General features: G+C 60.8%; 21 protein-coding genes and 1 tRNA gene. 6 read left to right on the plus strand and 16 right to left on the minus strand.

Going from position 1 to position 15702, the window contains the following annotated elements:
• Positions 1 to 62: 62 nt before the first annotated feature.
• The 6 genes from FNB15_RS18190 to FNB15_RS18215 all read left to right on the plus strand — a co-directional run bounded on the left by FNB15_RS18190 (position 63) and on the right by FNB15_RS18215 (position 3841).
• The gene (locus tag FNB15_RS18190) at positions 63 to 599 is read left to right on the plus strand and encodes a response regulator (RefSeq protein WP_144258076.1); all 537 of its coding nucleotides are present in this window, start codon (positions 63 to 65) and stop codon (positions 597 to 599) included.
• Positions 600 to 609: 10 nt separating this feature from the next.
• A complete protein-coding gene (locus FNB15_RS18195; protein WP_185973603.1) occupies positions 610 to 1425 on the plus strand; it encodes an MBL fold metallo-hydrolase in 816 nt (271 codons plus the stop codon).
• Between the two features lie 109 nt (positions 1426 to 1534).
• Positions 1535 to 1831: a hypothetical protein gene (locus FNB15_RS18200; RefSeq protein WP_144258078.1), complete on the plus strand. Its 297-nt coding sequence runs from the start codon at positions 1535 to 1537 to the stop codon at positions 1829 to 1831.
• A 234-nt stretch (positions 1832 to 2065) separates the two neighbouring features.
• Positions 2066 to 3211, plus strand: a complete 1146-nt coding sequence (locus tag FNB15_RS18205; protein WP_185973604.1) for a helix-turn-helix transcriptional regulator — start codon at positions 2066 to 2068, stop codon at positions 3209 to 3211.
• Between the two features lie 5 nt (positions 3212 to 3216).
• Positions 3217 to 3696: a globin domain-containing protein gene (locus FNB15_RS18210; RefSeq protein ID WP_144258080.1), complete on the plus strand. Its 480-nt coding sequence runs from the start codon at positions 3217 to 3219 to the stop codon at positions 3694 to 3696.
• A 55-nt stretch (positions 3697 to 3751) separates the two neighbouring features.
• Positions 3752 to 3841 (plus strand) — tRNA-Ser (locus FNB15_RS18215).
• Between the two features lie 409 nt (positions 3842 to 4250).
• Here the strand turns inward: FNB15_RS18215 and FNB15_RS18220 are convergent.
• The 16 genes from FNB15_RS18220 to FNB15_RS18295 form a co-directional block, all read right to left on the minus strand.
• On the minus strand, positions 4251 to 6023 hold the full coding sequence (locus FNB15_RS18220; RefSeq protein WP_144258081.1) for a hypothetical protein: 1773 nt from the start codon (positions 6021 to 6023) through the stop codon (positions 4251 to 4253).
• An 80-nt stretch (positions 6024 to 6103) separates the two neighbouring features.
• Positions 6104 to 6346, minus strand: a complete 243-nt coding sequence (locus tag FNB15_RS18225) for a hypothetical protein (protein ID WP_144258082.1) — start codon at positions 6344 to 6346, stop codon at positions 6104 to 6106.
• Positions 6346 to 6738, minus strand: coding sequence for a hypothetical protein (locus FNB15_RS18230; RefSeq protein ID WP_144258083.1), 393 nt, complete (start codon positions 6736 to 6738; stop codon positions 6346 to 6348). The genes FNB15_RS18225 and FNB15_RS18230 overlap by 1 nt, the downstream gene beginning before the upstream one ends.
• Positions 6735 to 6953, minus strand: coding sequence for a hypothetical protein (locus tag FNB15_RS18235; RefSeq protein WP_144258084.1), 219 nt, complete (start codon positions 6951 to 6953; stop codon positions 6735 to 6737). Before FNB15_RS18235 ends, FNB15_RS18230 begins: the two co-directional genes overlap by 4 nt.
• Positions 6954 to 6957: 4 nt before the next feature.
• A complete protein-coding gene (locus FNB15_RS18240; RefSeq protein WP_144258085.1) occupies positions 6958 to 8121 on the minus strand; it encodes a phage major capsid protein in 1164 nt (387 codons plus the stop codon).
• 38 nt (positions 8122 to 8159) lie between these two features.
• Positions 8160 to 8789 (minus strand): hypothetical protein, encoded by a 630-nt coding sequence (locus FNB15_RS18245; RefSeq protein WP_144258086.1) that lies wholly within the window; start codon positions 8787 to 8789, stop codon positions 8160 to 8162.
• Between the two features lie 133 nt (positions 8790 to 8922).
• Positions 8923 to 9348: a hypothetical protein gene (locus tag FNB15_RS18250; protein WP_144258087.1), complete on the minus strand. Its 426-nt coding sequence runs from the start codon at positions 9346 to 9348 to the stop codon at positions 8923 to 8925.
• Positions 9349 to 9858: 510 nt separating this feature from the next.
• Positions 9859 to 10383, minus strand: coding sequence for a hypothetical protein (locus tag FNB15_RS18255; RefSeq protein WP_144258088.1), 525 nt, complete (start codon positions 10381 to 10383; stop codon positions 9859 to 9861).
• Positions 10384 to 10473: 90 nt separating this feature from the next.
• Complete coding sequence (locus FNB15_RS18260; RefSeq protein WP_144258089.1) at positions 10474 to 10722, minus strand: helix-turn-helix domain-containing protein; 249 nt, start codon at positions 10720 to 10722, stop codon at positions 10474 to 10476.
• A complete protein-coding gene (locus FNB15_RS18265; RefSeq protein WP_144258090.1) occupies positions 10719 to 11231 on the minus strand; it encodes a hypothetical protein in 513 nt (170 codons plus the stop codon). The genes FNB15_RS18260 and FNB15_RS18265 overlap by 4 nt, the downstream gene beginning before the upstream one ends.
• Positions 11228 to 11995: a hypothetical protein gene (locus tag FNB15_RS18270; RefSeq protein WP_144258091.1), complete on the minus strand. Its 768-nt coding sequence runs from the start codon at positions 11993 to 11995 to the stop codon at positions 11228 to 11230. Before FNB15_RS18270 ends, FNB15_RS18265 begins: the two co-directional genes overlap by 4 nt.
• Before the next feature lie 8 nt (positions 11996 to 12003).
• Positions 12004 to 12207 carry a helix-turn-helix domain-containing protein gene (locus tag FNB15_RS18275; RefSeq protein WP_144258092.1) on the minus strand — a complete coding sequence of 68 codons (204 nt, stop codon included), beginning with the start codon at positions 12205 to 12207 and terminating at the stop codon, positions 12004 to 12006.
• 263 nt (positions 12208 to 12470) lie between these two features.
• A complete protein-coding gene (locus tag FNB15_RS18280; protein WP_144258093.1) occupies positions 12471 to 12995 on the minus strand; it encodes a hypothetical protein in 525 nt (174 codons plus the stop codon).
• A 94-nt stretch (positions 12996 to 13089) separates the two neighbouring features.
• Positions 13090 to 14337: a tyrosine-type recombinase/integrase gene (locus FNB15_RS18285; RefSeq protein WP_144258094.1), complete on the minus strand. Its 1248-nt coding sequence runs from the start codon at positions 14335 to 14337 to the stop codon at positions 13090 to 13092.
• Positions 14338 to 14566: 229 nt separating this feature from the next.
• Complete coding sequence (locus tag FNB15_RS18290) at positions 14567 to 15433, minus strand: FkbM family methyltransferase (protein WP_144258095.1); 867 nt, start codon at positions 15431 to 15433, stop codon at positions 14567 to 14569.
• A gap of 59 nt (positions 15434 to 15492) precedes the next feature.
• Positions 15493 to 15699, minus strand: coding sequence for a hypothetical protein (locus FNB15_RS18295; RefSeq protein WP_144258096.1), 207 nt, complete (start codon positions 15697 to 15699; stop codon positions 15493 to 15495).
• Positions 15700 to 15702 lie beyond the last annotated feature (3 nt).

Raw genomic sequence — 15702 nt, forward strand, 5'->3', positions numbered from 1 at the left:
TTTGCCGGGGTGGCGGGTAGCGTCTAGTATCGTCGCGATACTGTGGAGATCATCCTTCAGCCATGAACCCCGACCTGCTGCGCGCCCGCCTGTTGCTGATCGAAGATCACGGGCCAACTGCCGAGACCCTGCAGGCAATCCTGCAGGCGATCGGCTTCAGTCGGATCAGTCATGCCGGCAATACCGACCTGGCCTTCCAGATGCTGGAGCAACAGCCCTTTGACATCGTACTGTGCGACTTCAATCTCGGCGCCACGAACGGCATTACCCTGGTGCGCAACATCCGCAAGCCTGGCGGCATCGGCAATCCGAATGTGCCGCTGGTGATGATCACCGCACATGCCGAAACCGACCGTGTTGCCGAAGCACAGGCCGCCGGCGTCGACGATTTTCTGGTCAAACCCATCGATCCTGAAACGTTGACGCGTTGCCTGGCCACGCTATTTGACCGTTCACGCAGCTTCGTCAAGACCAAGACCTATGCCGGCCCTGATCGCCGACGCCGACACGCCGCCGATAATCCCGAGCGTCGCCAGGCAGATCGCCAAACCGCTTCGTCAGTCCCCCAGAACAAATGGATCGTGCCACCGAAATCCTGAGGTGATCGCCATGTTGCGTCGTTCCGCGTTGCTTGTCGCAATCTTCAGTGTTGCGATCTCATTGGCCCCGGAACGACTGCTGGCGGCCTGCCTTGGGGCCGTGGCGCAGCGCGAACGCGTGATGCCCTCCAGAGTGATGCCGGCAAATTTCCAGCCTGCTGCCGTACCAACCAGCAGCGTGCGGGTTACCTTCGTCGGTCACGCCACTTTCCTGCTCGAAACGCCGCAGGGCGTTGCGGCCGCCACCGATTACAACGATTACATCCGGCCCAGCGTACGGCCTGACATCGTGACAATGAACTATGCGCATACCACGCATTATACCGACCACCCCGAACCTGGCATCCGTCACGTGCTGCGCGGCTGGTCGTACCAGGACAAGCCGGCGCGGCATAACGTGCAGTTCAAGGACATGCGCGTGCGCAATGTGCCGACCAATATCCGCAACTATGGCAATGGCACCGAATTCGACGGCAATTCGATTTTCATCTTCGAGGTGGGAGATCTCTGCCTCGCCCATCTGGGGCACCTGCATCATAAGCTGACGCCGGGCCATCTGGCCGATATCGGCCGGATCGACGTGCTGTTCGTGCCCGTCGATGGCGGCTTCACCCTCAACATCTTCGACATGCAGGAAGTGATTACCCAGCTCGCCGCCCCGCTGGTGGTGCCCATGCATTATTTCAGCGAAAGCACCCTGGAGCGATTCCTCGCCCGGCTGCGGGACAGCCATGAAATCAAGCTGAATGACGGCCCCTCCACACTGATTTCGCGAAATACAATTCCTAAAAAACCATCCGTAATGGTGCTTCCGGGGCCTCATTAACCCTTTGGCGCATATAACCCCACCACTAGTCCTCCAGGACTATGGCGAACCGTGCTTACCTGTCCGACACTACTCTCCATAGGCAGCATCGACCTTCGGATGGATCGCCATGAGTATGTTTCTTCTGGTTCTTGCTTTCTTGCTGATCGGGGTTCCCGGCACCGCCTTCGTCATTTTGCAGCTGATCTCGGCGCATCGGCGGCAGGCGCTGGCCTATCGCTGGAGCGCGTCGGAAATCCAGCGCCGCGGGGCGCGGATCACCGAGATGGAACGCGCCACGGCGAATGACCGGAAATCGATCGGTGAACTGATGATGAAGATTTCGACCCTGCGGATGACTGTCGACAGACTCGAGAAGCTGATCGAACAGTCCGGCAAGCCTGCCACCGCGGCAGCCAAGAAGTAGCCTGCAGCGCTTCTAAAGTATTCGAAATCAAAATTTGGTGTGCATCTGACGCGATTACTTTCGCGTGAGCCACTGTGTCTGCGTTTTTCTTCAAGGTGAATAGCCGGGTGCAATAATGATATCTGAAATACATGAGAGCCAATGGAATATTGCTGACGTCCGATGGTCTAACGAATTATACAGCCGCCGCTGTTTTCCGGGTGGATGTGGCAGAGCAGCAGGGGTGACACATACATGAGTCAGATCACGATCGATCAGCAGTCTCGCCTGCTGGCACATTTGTATTCAGGCACGATCGAATACGGCCGCTGGGCGGATGTGCTTCGCATCCTGACCACGTCATACGATGCCGTGAATTGCTCGCTCGCCACAGTCGACATGCGCACCGGCAAGCCAATCGTGCAGTATACCAGCCAGGCATTCGAGCAAAGCTGGTACGAGGAATATCACAACCACTACGCCAAGGTGAGCCCGCTGCGGCCCGTGCTGCTGAAGCGCGAGAATATCGGCCGCGCGATGACCATCGAACAGGTGATGCCGCCGCAGGAATTTGAAAAAACCGAATTCTACTGCGACTTCTTCAAGCGTTACGGCATCCGCTATGTGATGGGATCGGTGTTCAAACTGGAGCAGGGCCGCGCCGCCTATATCGCGCTGCACCGTTCACCGCGCACTGCGCCATTCGACGACAAGGACATCGATGCGCTGCAATCCTTCCTGCCGCACCTGAACCTCGCTTTCCGCATCCGCTCGCATTGCATGGGGCTGAGCCGCTACGAGGACGTGAGCCAGCAGTATCTCGACTCCAAGGGCAAGGGCTTGCTCTGTCTGGACCGCCACGGCCGCGTGGTGTCAATGAACAAGGAAGCCGAGCGCATACTGCGCCTCAACGACGGCCTGACACTGACGCAGGGCCATCTGCAGGCCGCGGACCTTGGCGACAACCAGCGCCTGCAGCAGTTGCTGTCACGCAGCAGCCAGACCGATATCGTGGCCAATCCCAGCATCGTGGATTCGTCGGCCGGTGGCGCCATCGTGGTTCGTCGTGCCGATGGCCGTCCGCCTTACTCGCTGTGGATTTTCCCCGTCGTGGGCCGCAGCGTGCATTTCGAGGACAACGAGATCGCCGCCGCAGTCGAAGTGTCTGATCCGCTGCAGAGCGCGCTGCCGACGCCGGAAGATGTATTGGCCGGTTATCGCCTGACCAAGGCTGAACTCCGGCTGGCCAGCGCGCTGGTCGAGGGCGGTCAGCTAAAGGACATCGCGCTGCGCTTCTCCGTCAGTGTCAATACCCTGAAAGTCCAACGCCGCTCGCTCTATCGCAAGATCGGCGCAGCCCGTCATTTCGATCTGATGCGCCTCGTGCGGCGCGAGGCATAAACATCATGCGTCCTGCTCTTGCCACCAAACTCGCCGAACCGGCTCTGCCGCAAACCTATGTCACACCGCTCAGCCCGGCCCATCTCGGCCTGGTGCGTGCGACCTTCCAGATCCTGACCGTCGACCGCGACCGGCTGACCGAGATGTTCTACGCCCGCGCCGTGGCGCTGGACCCACATATTCAGCGGCCGCAGCTGATTTCCAACATGGTGACCCAGCGGTTGCAGTTCATGCTGGTGCTCACCGATCTGGTGCAGCAGCTCGATGACCTGCCCCGCCTGGCACAGACCGCCGCCGGCTTTGCGCGCCGACACGGCATCTACGGCGCCAGCGACCCGCGGTTCCGCACCGCCCGCGCCGCCCTGGCCTGGACGGTGGACCGGATCCTGGAGACCGAGCGGAACAGTGCGATCCAGATGGCCTGGAATGCCGCCTTCGACCTGGTGGAGGCGCTGGTGAGCGGAGGCATACCGGCCGAGCGGTAACCTCTCCGCCCCGACCCTCGACGGTGTGCGGCTGGTGCGCTAAAACCCGCCCGCTGGACAGGTGGCCGAGTGGTTTAAGGCAGCGGTCTTGAAAACCGCCGTACCTTTACGGGTACCGTGAGTTCGAATCTCACCCTGTCCGCCAGGGTGTAAATAAAATCAAATACTTAATCATATTTACGACAGAAAACCATCTTTCAGGCCACTTATTGACTGAGGCTCACTGCGAGCGGTGCTCGCACGGCGAAGAACATGCGATCTCATCGATCCACACTGCTCGGGCGGCACAGACGGCTCAAGCTGCACCGGGCGTCCCCGCTCCACCCTAATATCCGGCTTATTCAGTTGGTTTAGCGCGTTCGCCTCCCAGTTTCGGTCAGATCCGTCTTCTCATCCGAAGAGGAAGAAATGTTTCGCGGCGCAGCGCTTTTCTTTGCCTGGTATCACGTGGCATCGGCAGTGATAAATGCCTGAAAGCCCGAAACGATATCAGGCGTCCATTTAGGTCAGTTTGGTGGCGGGCCCCCGGCTGGGGCCCGCCGGTCGGGGGCCGCTCAGTCCAACATAACAAAGCTTGCACTGGTGAATTGACCAACGCCGCCAGCCCCGGCGATAACATCGCCGCCGCTGTCCTGACGCACCCAAATCTCGAAATAGTCAGTTGTCGCAGTCACGGGCACTACCTCTGTGATTGATGCACCCTGTTCTGTTGCCGTGCCCCGCGCAGCTTCGCGCTCGCTTCGATAGATAGAGCCGTTTCTGTAAATCGCGATCCACAGCGGAGTTGCATCGACAATAGTGTCGTAACCGACCTTTGCAGTGATCATCGCCTCGCCGGTCCGGCCAGGCGTCCAGCGATAGTTTGTCGCCGCGTCGAATTTCCCGCCTTTGTCGAAAATCTCGGTGGCCAGCGCGAGCTTGGTCCAGGTGTTGTGCGCGATGGTCTGGTTGGAAGCTAACTCGACGTTTGCACGCGGCACAGGACCCGCATACATGCCGTAATTGTCTTTCGTCGTGCTGTCGTCAGTGACAGGCGTGGTGCAGGCGTTCTTCAGCATCTCGAAGCGGTTGTTTTCCGCTGATGCCCGAAGATGCACGCCGACCGTCGTCCCGCTCTGGGCCTCGATGAAGGCGCGAATCTTGTTGTCCTTGCCGTGGACCTCGATGGCCGTGTTGTCGGTCGCGTTCACGCCTGCGTCGATGAAGTTGGCATTCACGCGCCCGCCCGACGCTGTGCCGACCCGAAGGGAGACGCCGCCAGGCTGCTGATCGTGGATGCCGACAAGCTGCATGATGTTCTGCGTGATGTCGTGGCTGCCGTTTTCCAGCACCACGCCGTCGTCGCCATCGATGACCTCAACCAACTTCCAGAAGCATCTACCAATGCCGCCATTGGTCGGTTTGAAGCGGACGCAGTCTGTCCCTTGAGAGCCGACCGTATGCAGATAGAAGGTACTGTCGACAATAACCGTATTCACATCCAGCGGGACGTCATTGCGCGGCTCGAACAGAACCGCCGACCCGCTTCCGCCATACTGGATCTCGCCAGCAAAGTGGAAGTTGACCCCCATGCAGCTGTCGAAATGGAAGCCCGGATCAGACCCGACGCCAGGCGCGAAATAAACATCGACTCCGCCGAACCAGATGGTCTGGCCCTGCATCGGGGGCCAGTTGATGCCGGTCGTGCAACTGATCGTCGCCGGCATTGAGCCATCGCTGGTGCGGTGGCCGCCGCCGAAAACGAGAAGGTCGTAGCCGTATTCACAGGCGTAATCGATCGCCTCTTGCAGGCCGGCAGTCGTGCTGGCTGAAATGTCGATCTCGGCGCCGGTTTGATCGAAGACCGACCACACGCCGCTATTCGGGCCCCAGCGCATCGTCACGCAGGCTTGCTTGGCGGCCCCAAGATATGCAAGAGCGTCGTTTTCGGCGCCGGCTTGAGACAGCTTTGCAATGATGCGGTTCTTCGCCGGCTTGACGAGTCTGATGGTCCACGCAGTTAAAGTGCCTGACCCATAAAAGATGTCCGATTGAATCACCAGGGCGCCAGTGCTGGCGCTGTAACTCGTAACTACGCCAGTCATGAACTTGCCGGATGGGTCGGCAGTTGCCTCAATCGTCACGGGCTGGCCGGCTGCCCAGTTTAAATCTACCTGGGTGGTCAGGCTCTTTGAGCCGGCACCGATGGCCAGACTAGTCGTGGAAGTGCTGGTGTATTCGGAAGCGCTTGCGTCAGTGGTCAGTGCTTCCAAATCAGTCAGATACGCACGGAAGGCGGCTTTATTGATCGGCATCCCAGTGGGAATGACCTCGGCGACAGTTGCCATTATTTCGGTCTCCTAGAGCGCAGTTGCGCTATCGCCAGTGCTGAAAGCGCTGGAGTTGTTTGAGGGATCAGTTAATTGAATCAGTGAATTTGATTCGTTGCCGGCGGATGGCGGCGCGTAGCTAGGCGGCTTACGTGGGCTTCAAGCCGCCGTCGTGCTGCCTCGTCAACGTCGATGCGCCAGCGTTCACACGCCGCCTGAAATTCCGGCATGTCGAAAAATGAATCCCCAGCCCGTAGTTGCGACACGCATCGCTCAAGTGCTTCAAAGAAGGCAGCGCGGGATTTCTTAAGATCTTCTGTAATGGCATCGCCGGTGGTCATTAAGCGCCCGGCCTCCCATAGTCGCGGCCATCCTTGCCCTTCTTCACTGCGAGCCTAAAATCGGGCCCGGTGCCGGGCTGCTGCGAACTGCTATCGACCTGACAAATCCATAGCGATCCACCGAGCGAAACCGTGTCGCCACGCTCGTAGCGCTCGCCTGGACGATAGAGTCCCTTATCGATGGGGATTGGTAGTTTCAGGTAAACAACTTTGACGTTTGGGCCGCGTGTAAAGCGCAGCGTTAGCCTTCGCTCGCCGTCATAGTCGGCCTGAAGTTCTTCTTCCTCGATGGCTGCAATGCGCTTGTAAAGGGGCGCGATGGAATCAGCAATCAGGTCGACAATGCTCGGCATGATGCCCTTTATAAATGTGCCAATATCGGAGCGTTTCATGGCCGGCCCCCGCCTTTTTCCAGCGCCGCGCGTGTCTCGGACTCAATCCAATCAGCGGTGATGCCTTCATTGATGCCGGCACCTTCCAGCGCGGTGATGCGTGCCTCTAGCTCGTCAGCGCGAACGCGATGGGATTTCAGAGCTTCAAGTGTTTTATCCATGAGTGCGCGGAGCATGCGATCGACTTGGTCGGCGGTAAGATATTTTTCCGGCATGTGCTTAGGCCGTGACCGACGTATAGGCAGCGCCGGTGATGTACTGGACGGCAGCGCTGCGGCGCTTCTTCCAGTTGATCACGCGCTCGGCTTTCAGGCCGATCAGGCCGCGCTGCCACAGGGACACCAGCACGGTCGAGTTGGTCGTCGGCTCGTCCGGCTCGCTGTCCATCTGCAGAGCCGCGACCCCGCTGCTGTCGAGGAACACCTGGCCGTCGTCGGCGATCATGATCTCGCTCGCTTTCGCGAGGATGATCAGGCCGCCGGCCTCGTAGGACTGCGGCGAGGCCGGGTCTTCCGTGGCAACCGCGCTTTCCGAGGTGATGACCGGCAGGCCGAACATGACACCGCCGGCAGCGGAGATACCGGGGAAGTCGTAACTCCCCCCGGTTCGCATCATTGAAAACCGGATCGCTTGTTCCTCGGTCATGATCAGCACAGCGCCAGCCAGTGTCAGATTGGCGGCCAGGAACTGGGCGAAGAGAAATTCCAGATCGGCGCGAGCGTGATTAGCGGTGGTGCCGCTGGCTCGTCGCGGCGTGACGCCGTGGGTGATCGAGGCCGGGGAAACGTTCGACACTTCGGCAACCACCGGATCGACAAACTGCCGATCGACAAACTGCGCCATTGCCGCCAGCAAGTCCGACCGTACGAGAGCTTCCGCCGCCGGGCTGGAGAACAGCGCGAGTTCCTTAGTCAGGGCCACGATTCCGGCAGCTTTGGCCCAACGCAGCGCCACGGTATCGAGATCCATGGCACCGAACGGCGCCGCCCTGCCCTCTCCGACCCAGGCCATCGATACCCCAGCCGACTGCCGCGGCACCGAAATATTGAACGGCACCGTTCGCAGGCCGGGAATGCGGCCAATGATTGTCATCGGCCGCAGTAGCTCGATGAACTCGCCGGACATGGTGTTGTATTCGACCAGGGGCGCAGCCCAGGTCGCATCCGTCGTGGTGCCGGCGGAAATGGCGGACTTGAGCACGTTCCCCACTTCCGGGGTGCTGGCATCCCAGCGCTTGGCGAGAGCGGCGGCTTGCATTAGATCGCCCTTGGCAGCAGCAAGCGCCATGGCGTAGCGGGTGAAGGCCGTACCCTTCGGCAGATAGCTGTAGGTCATGATTTTCCTTTCGGGCGCGCTGAGGCGCCGCCGATGGCCTGCGGCCATCACGGTTGTATGATTTCGAGTTTCTGGGGGTTTGGGGCTTAGGCTTCCGTCGTGGCGCGCATTGCCGCGCCTGCCTGAAGTTGAGCGGTAAGCTCCCCGACAAAGTCAGCCGCGAACTCATCGACCGAGTCATCGGTCAGGCGCGCAATCTTCAGCGCCTCATCGGCCCGCGCGAACGCGGCCTCTAAAACGGCAGCCACGTCGATTTGCACGAAAACCGACGCCGGCTCGATCTCTCGCCTTACCTGTTCGTAGAATTCAGGTGCCGACAAGTTCCGCCACTCTGAATAACTGCGTCGCAGCTCGACCCGCCGCAAACTGGGGGCACCCTCGATTTCGTGACTTACCTGCAGGCGATGATGGCGCCAGGCGGCAACGAGCTGGCCGCCGCGAGCATCTGCCTCACTCGGTGCCGGCCGTGTCGCGCGCATGATGCCGGCAAGCGCCAGGCGGTTTGCATCTGAAACCGACGGGCCGGCTCCGGCAATTGCGGCGGTCAACGCGATGACGGCAACGTTGCGATAGCTGTGGCGCCAGTGTCCGCTATCAGGCGGACCATCCGGTAATTCCAGGCCGGCATCGATCCAATGCCGCAAGCTCTTGGCGGTTACGCCAGCCGCATAGGCAGCCACCGCAAACCGCAGATTGGTGTCTGCCGGTTCGGTCATTTCAGTTCCTGTTGAGGGAGGGTGCTAGAACGCAAAACGCCCGGCACGGGGCCGGGCGCAAAAGCGGTATTATTACGATTTATAGCGCGCCTTGATTTCAGCGTCAAGCCGGAAAATTCCGGCGCTGGAATTTTTACTCTGCAGTGCGCTCCGCTGGCCGCTGTCGATACGCGAGGAATGGATTTTCCTCCTTCGGTGCGGCCGGCAGATTCTGGCGTGACCGGGCACCGAACAGGCCGAACTGTTCCGCCATGCGCCGCGCCTCGGCCAAATGGGCGGCCGGCGGCACTTCGCCTGACTGCCAGCACAAATTGATGCAGCCCTGCAGATTGCAGAAGTTGCCGAAACTTGTGGTGTCGCGCCGGTCGGCAAGCCGGTTGAGGGACACCCTGCCGACTTCATCGATCCAGACGTCTTCGCCGGCAGCGGTCAACCATGCGGGCTTCGCCGGCAGGCCCTGTTGATCGATGAATCCTACCGGCGCAGGCTCGCGGCATGGCCGCAGCGTACCGCGAGCTTTTTTCTCTGCCGAATGCAGTGGTTTACGTCCACCCTTCATGGTCTGCAAATCTCATCTGGTCTGGAAGTTTGAAGTGGATAAGCAACAATTTGACCGACCACACGGCAATTGGGGCATGCGACTCAGACATAATCGCTCCCCCCCCCGGTGGTCTATCGGGATCGATCTCTGTCTGGGGTGATGCGGTTCCCAAAGCCGCCATCGTGCCGAGCTGTCCATGCATCGTGGTGCGGCTTCGACATTGCCTGCCAGTTCTCTGGGTCCCAGAACAATTCTAGGTCGCCCTTGTGTGCCTTCTTGTGGTTCACGACCGTTGCCGCTGTCACCTGCAGCTTTCCGCCTTGGCAGGCGTCGCACTCGCACAGCGGATGATCCGCAAGGAAATGCATGCGGGCAATGCGCCAGCGGCTCGAACTGTACAGCGCTCGGATAGGGTCGCTGGCCCGTTGCTGATCGTGGCGGCGCTTCCGTTCGCGCTCGGCCTCAGCTCGCGGCTTTTGCCAGGGTTGCCGCAGTGTGGGGGGTTTGCTCGGCATGGTGTCTCCAGCGCTAATCGGAGGGAGCCAGCACATTCAGCGCTGCCACAGCAAGCCCAGCCGCATATGGTGCGGTTGCCCAAGGTGCAATGCGGCGGGCAGTCTCGCGCTGGCTGTGTCCGGCGCCTACTAGATACCAGAGGGCAATGCCGGGCTGGCTACTGGCACCGCCGACCGTCTGTAAACATTCCCATACGAAATCCTTGGCGCGCTGGATACGTTCGCTTGTGTTACTGGCCTTGCCGCCAGGCAGCCGGCCTAGATCGGCAGCGCGTAGCGGGTCGAGGTGCGCGAGGTCAAATTCATTGCGAAAACGCTTGGCAATGGCGAGTTGTGCCGCCGTAATCTGGCCTTTGTTAAACATGATATCCAGGTCGCCGATGACAACCTCAGCAGTTCGCGCCTCGTTGCGCGTAGTGCCAGGCACCAGCTCGTAGATGACCGCAGTCGTCGTCGCATGCTTCGCGCGATGCTCCGGCGTCCGCTGCTCTGGCGCGCAGTAAACCGCTGGTTTCGAGCGGCGGCGATGGCTGGGCATGGGGGGATCTCCACCATTTTTAGAGGCAACTTCCACGGACCGGGGGTTGGGTTGCGCGCGTGTGGCGTCAGTTAAAAATCCCAGGATTTTCTATTTCAGCCGTCGCGCTTGCCGTGCGACGTCAATCGAGGCATCGGCATCGCCTGTTGCCGGCGGTTCGGGGTTGCCGATCAAGGCCTCGACTCGCGCTACCTCGACTGCAGCGATGCGCCAGATTTTCGCCCCCAGTTTGAAGGCCTTCAGCTCGCCGCGTGCGATCATGCCGCGCACGTGGCGCGGTGACACACCCCAGCGCTTTGCGAGCTGTTCCGGGCTTAGTGGGGCATCTGTCGAAGTCATGCGAGTCCGGCCTCCTGCATTGCCCGTGCGCGAGCTGCGATGCTTTCGGCGCTGGGGGGCAGCCGTGGGCCTGCTGTGATCGCCGGCGGCTGCAGCAGCCGCTGCAGGCGCTGATATTCTTTGCGTAGCCGCAGCGCTTCCGCGTCGAGCGCGGGCTTCAGCTCGGCGAAAGCCGGGAACCACTGAAACGCACCGGCGACGCGCGCCAAACTGTTTTTCGTGAAAACGCCGGCTGGCTGCTCGATCAGCGCGACATAGGCCGCGACGCGGCGCTCAGCCTCATCTAGCGGCATGCGGCCGGCACACAGCGCCCCGAGTGAGATTAGCCATTTGCGGACGGCTGCCGGCTCCGCTGGTGCCAGGCGTGCAGGGAAGTCAGCCAGGATCGCCCGCGCCTGTGCAAGCATTGCCGGCGATGGCGCGGTGGGTTGCAACCAATTCCCGGCGGTGTCCTCCATGTGCAGAGCCTGGAAGAGTGCCTGCGAACCTTGGATAGCGACCTGATTCATTGGAATTCGCGCTCCATCATTTGGTGGAAGCCACTGCCGCCGCGCTGCCCTGCGGCGCGGTCGTAGCCGCCTTCCATCAGCTTTGTGAAGGACTCCGGCTGCAATAGAAAATCGAAGCTCGCTCGCCAGCCATCCTTGTTGCTGCCCAGCATCCAGCGGTTAGCCCTGACTTTGCCGAGGGCGATCCGCCAACCCTCCAACCCGCCGGCTTCCGCTATTCGCTTCCGCAACTTTGCGCGGCGGCTGTCCGTCAGTTTCTGAACTCGCGCTAAGGACTGTTCATCTGCGAGCTGATTCCATGCGGCAACGGCAGCATCTAAATCTGCGTTACCTTCATTTCCTGTATTTCCTTCTTTCTTCTTTGTCCCGGTGCTGTCCCGGTGCTGTCCCGCTGGCGTCTCGGGTGCTGTCTCGGGTGCTGTCTCGCCTTCCGAACGCGCAGTCTGCATTTCATCGTAATTGCATATGGTTATGATGAGTTGCCCTGTCTCGGTTCGTGTCCTGATAAGTGTCTCGGTTTTTAATCGGCCGATGAATCGCTCAACAACACCCTTTCCCCAGCCGAACCGCTCCGCCATGAACCTTATCGAATGCGAAAGCTCGCCGCGCTGCAGCTCGACAGTCTTGCCAGCAATGCTGATCCGCGTCGGCCTCCAGCGAGCCTCTTCGATCAGCCAAGCCCATGCCTGGGCGCGGCTAAAAGCCTCGCCGCGCCATGCTGGGTGGTCTTGCCAGCCGCGCTGCATCAGGAAGTAGCCCGCCACTGTGGCGCTTACTGCTGACCGCCTGCGCTGGGCTTCAATCGCGGCAGCGCATCCAGCCAGGCGCGCAAATCGTCCGCGAGAACGATGGTGCGGAAGCCGTCTTTGCGGGCGATCAGCGCGCCGCTTTCGATGTGGCGATAGAGTTGACGCCGGCTGCGGCCGGAAAGCTGGGCTGCTTTGTCGAGACTGTACGCGAGTGGCTGATCTAACATTGCGTGTCGCTCCATATTATGTCGCGCCGTGACGCGCTTGATTCATCCATAGACCAAATTCCACAACTAACCACTATCGGCCCCCTAGAATGCAGCCGATCTGTTTCTAGGAATTGATCAAGCGGGGTATGAACAACAATATATTGTAAGGCTTGGGAAATCGGAGTTGTCCGCGTCGTCCAAAAAGCGCAGCAGCAGAGTTATCCCTGGTTATGCAACGAGAAACGCGGCCAGTCTCCCGGCCGCGCTGCTCTCCGCATGGATCAGGCTGCCTCGTCAGACGCGCTCATGCGTGTGACGTTGTCGTGCCAGCTGGCGAACGTGTCGCCGCGGCTGCGGCTGCTTCCGTAAACGAGCTGCGCGATCTCAAGGGCATGGTAGGTCATGCCCTTGCATTCTTCGGGCGAGGGTTCGACTTCTTCGGTGCCGAACAGCGCGCCATAGGCATGGGCGCGCGCCACAACGTCTCGCGGACAGGTGGCCGAGGCATCGACCACGAATTGCTCTAGTCCCAGTTTCACCCGATTAATCGGAGGGTCTTCCTCGCCCTGAAATATCGCCATCCACTCCACGATGGCCGCGCGAAGCATCCAGGCCTCGGTAATGGTCATGTCGGACCAAGATTCGGCAATCATGGCGCGGATTGGCGCCTCAGTTTCCTGATAGGACGCCTTCGTTCCGCAGGCCTTTACGATCTCGCCTGCAGATGCATTCAGGGCGCGAATAGCCCCTAAAAAATGCCGGATTGTCTGTAAGCCGGTCGTCGGCTTATGTTCCTGCTCAGCCATCGTCTTGCGCCTCCAGCGCTTCGGTGGTCAGGCCCTGGTGTGGTGCTCGTAACACCCGCCGGGGCCGTCTTTGCCCGGTGCCGCCGGGCGCGGTCTATCTGCGCTGTCTCGCGCCGATCTGAATAACCTTCCCGCCCTTCGCCTTCGAGGCATCGATGAATTTCGCCCAGGCATCCATCAGCTGCCGCCGGCGGTCAAACAAGTCGGTGCGGCGGTATGCGGCCTCAACCTTGTCGGGGATAGCGTGCGCGAGGGCTTGTTCTGCCACTTCGCGCGCAAAATTCGTCTGCTCGGCTGCCCAGATTCGGAAGCAAGACCGGAAGCCGTGAACCGTCAAATCATCGCGGCCCATTCGCTTCAGCAGCATCAGCATGCTCATATTGGAAAGCGGCGCCTTGGCCGCCCGGCCGCGGAACAGATAGCCCTTGCGATCCGCTTCCGGCGTTTGCCGCAGGATCTCGACCGCGCGGGCGCACAGAGGGACGCGGTGCTCCTTTCCGGCCTTGATCTTTTCGGGCGGTACGATCCAGACGGCGGCCTTAAGGTCGATCTCAGCCCAGACCGCGCCGAGTGCCTCCCCGGTGCGAGCTGCCGTCATAATGGTGAATTCCAGCGCGCGGGCGGCCTCCCCATCCTGTGCCCGCAGCTTCGCCACGAAAGCGCCGATATCAGCATAGGGCAATGCGGCGTGGTGCTGAGTGCGCTTTACGCGGCCTCGGGCGGGCAGCAAGTTCTGCAAGTGGCCTTGCCACCGGGCGGGGTTTTCTCCGCTTCGCAAGCCGCGAGCTGTGGCCCAGTCCAGCACCGCCGCAATGCGGCCACGCAGGCGACTGGCTGTCACGGTCTTTTTGGCCCATAGGGGCTCAAGCGCGTTGATAACCATAGCCGTGTCGATCGACGCGACTTGGACCTTGCCGAACCGGGGATAGGCATACAGCCGCAGGGTCGCATCCCATTGCTTGGCGTGTTTGGCTGACCGCCAGCCGGCGGCATGGGCCGCGACGTACCGGCTGGCCGCCTCTTCAAACGTCATCGCCTTGGCGTTCTGCGCTGCATTGGCGGCCCTCTCAGCGCGGGCGGCGCCGATGGGGTCAATCCCCTGCCGCTTCAGCCGCTGCAGCCGCAGCGCCTCCGCTCGGGCCTCTGCCAGCGAAACCACCGGCCAGGGCCCTAGTCCCATATCGCGGGGCGTGGTGCGGCCTGCCATTCGATATCGGAAGATCCAGGAGCGTGTTTCGGCGTCGGTGACGCGCAAGTAAAGCCCCCAGCCATCGGCATGGAAGCCGGGCGGCTTCTTGCCGATCCCTACTGCGCTCAACCGCTCTTTCTTCCGGGTGCCCATAATTCAGCCCATCTTTTTAATGTGACATACTGTGGCACGGCACGCCGGGAAGTCAACGGAGATTGAGCTAGACCCTCTCCAATTGCGGCGATTCTAGCGGTGTTGCGTCACGGGCTGGCACGTCTAGGCACAGAGTTAGATTGTCACCCTGTCCGCCATTCTGGCAATTGCAAAAAAGCCGCAGAGACTGCGGCCTTTTTCCGTGCAGAGTTCCGAAGCTGTAAACGGGTCAGCCGGCCGCCGGCGCGGCGGCCTGCCCGGTCAGACCGGTCATGTAGGTCGGCGCCATCTTCTCACCGGTACGGCGATCGTGTTCCAGCAGGATATGCAGAACCAGATCGTAGGACTGGTAGCAGTCGTGCAGAATCGCGGCCATTGCCAGCAGCTGGCGCGGGCTGAGGCGCGACAGCCTGGTGAAGTTGCGCACATAGACCGCATCGGCCCAGACCGTCTGGCTGAGACCGGCGTAAATGTCCTGCTGCACCAGCATCGGCACGATGGTGCGGCTGACGGTCGGGAAGAAGCGATGGAAGGCGTAGCCCTGGCTGCGCAGGAACACATCGACGTCGCCGAACAGCGGCTGGTCGACATAGAGCGGCAGGAACTCCACCTCGGTCTGGATCACCAGCGCATCCGCAAGCCGCTTGGTGGCGTTCTGGAACACCATCAGTTCGGCGCCCTGAATGTCGATTTTAACGAAGTCGATGCCTTCGGTTTCCGGAATATCGTCCAGACGCGTGGTCTCGACCTCTATTTTCGACACCACCTGGCCCCAGTTCGGGAAGCCATGAAACAGATTGAGCACTTCGGTATTCGGCGTCAGCAGCGACGTCATGCCGGACGAGGCGCACAAATTCAGGGTATGCCGTTTGCCATCGCCGATCGCGTTCGGCAGATAGGTCTCGTTCGGACCCTTCATTCCGTTCAGCTTGGCCAACGCATCGGTATTCGGCTCGAAGCCGATGATGTCGGCGTGACCGCCACGCAGCAGAGTGTTGTATTGCGGGACGGCGTCGAGCGGGTTCGCCCCGATATCGACGATCTTCACCCTTACCGACGAGCTTGTAAGCGCGTGAAATGAACCGGGAATGGCCATGAGATCCTGCCTTGTCTGACGAACTCGTTGTGCTCAGGCTCGGTTCTAGCGGGCAATGCTTACTGTTTGGTTTCCCGCTGCAGGATATCGCGCACGGCCTCCGAGATGCGCAGCCATTCCAGGGCACCATCGCGGTCGCCACCCTCCGCCAGCATGCTGGCGCGATGCGCGGCAATCCGCAGTGCCCGGCGGCCATGGAAGCGGAACAGCAGCCCCGCCGTCTTGTCGGGCGCCAGTCCTTGGTCGCTGCGGAAGTCTTCGCTCATCGG

The organism is Ferrovibrio terrae, from assembly GCF_007197755.1.
In the GTDB taxonomy this organism is placed as follows: Bacteria; Pseudomonadota; Alphaproteobacteria; order Ferrovibrionales; family Ferrovibrionaceae; genus Ferrovibrio; species Ferrovibrio terrae.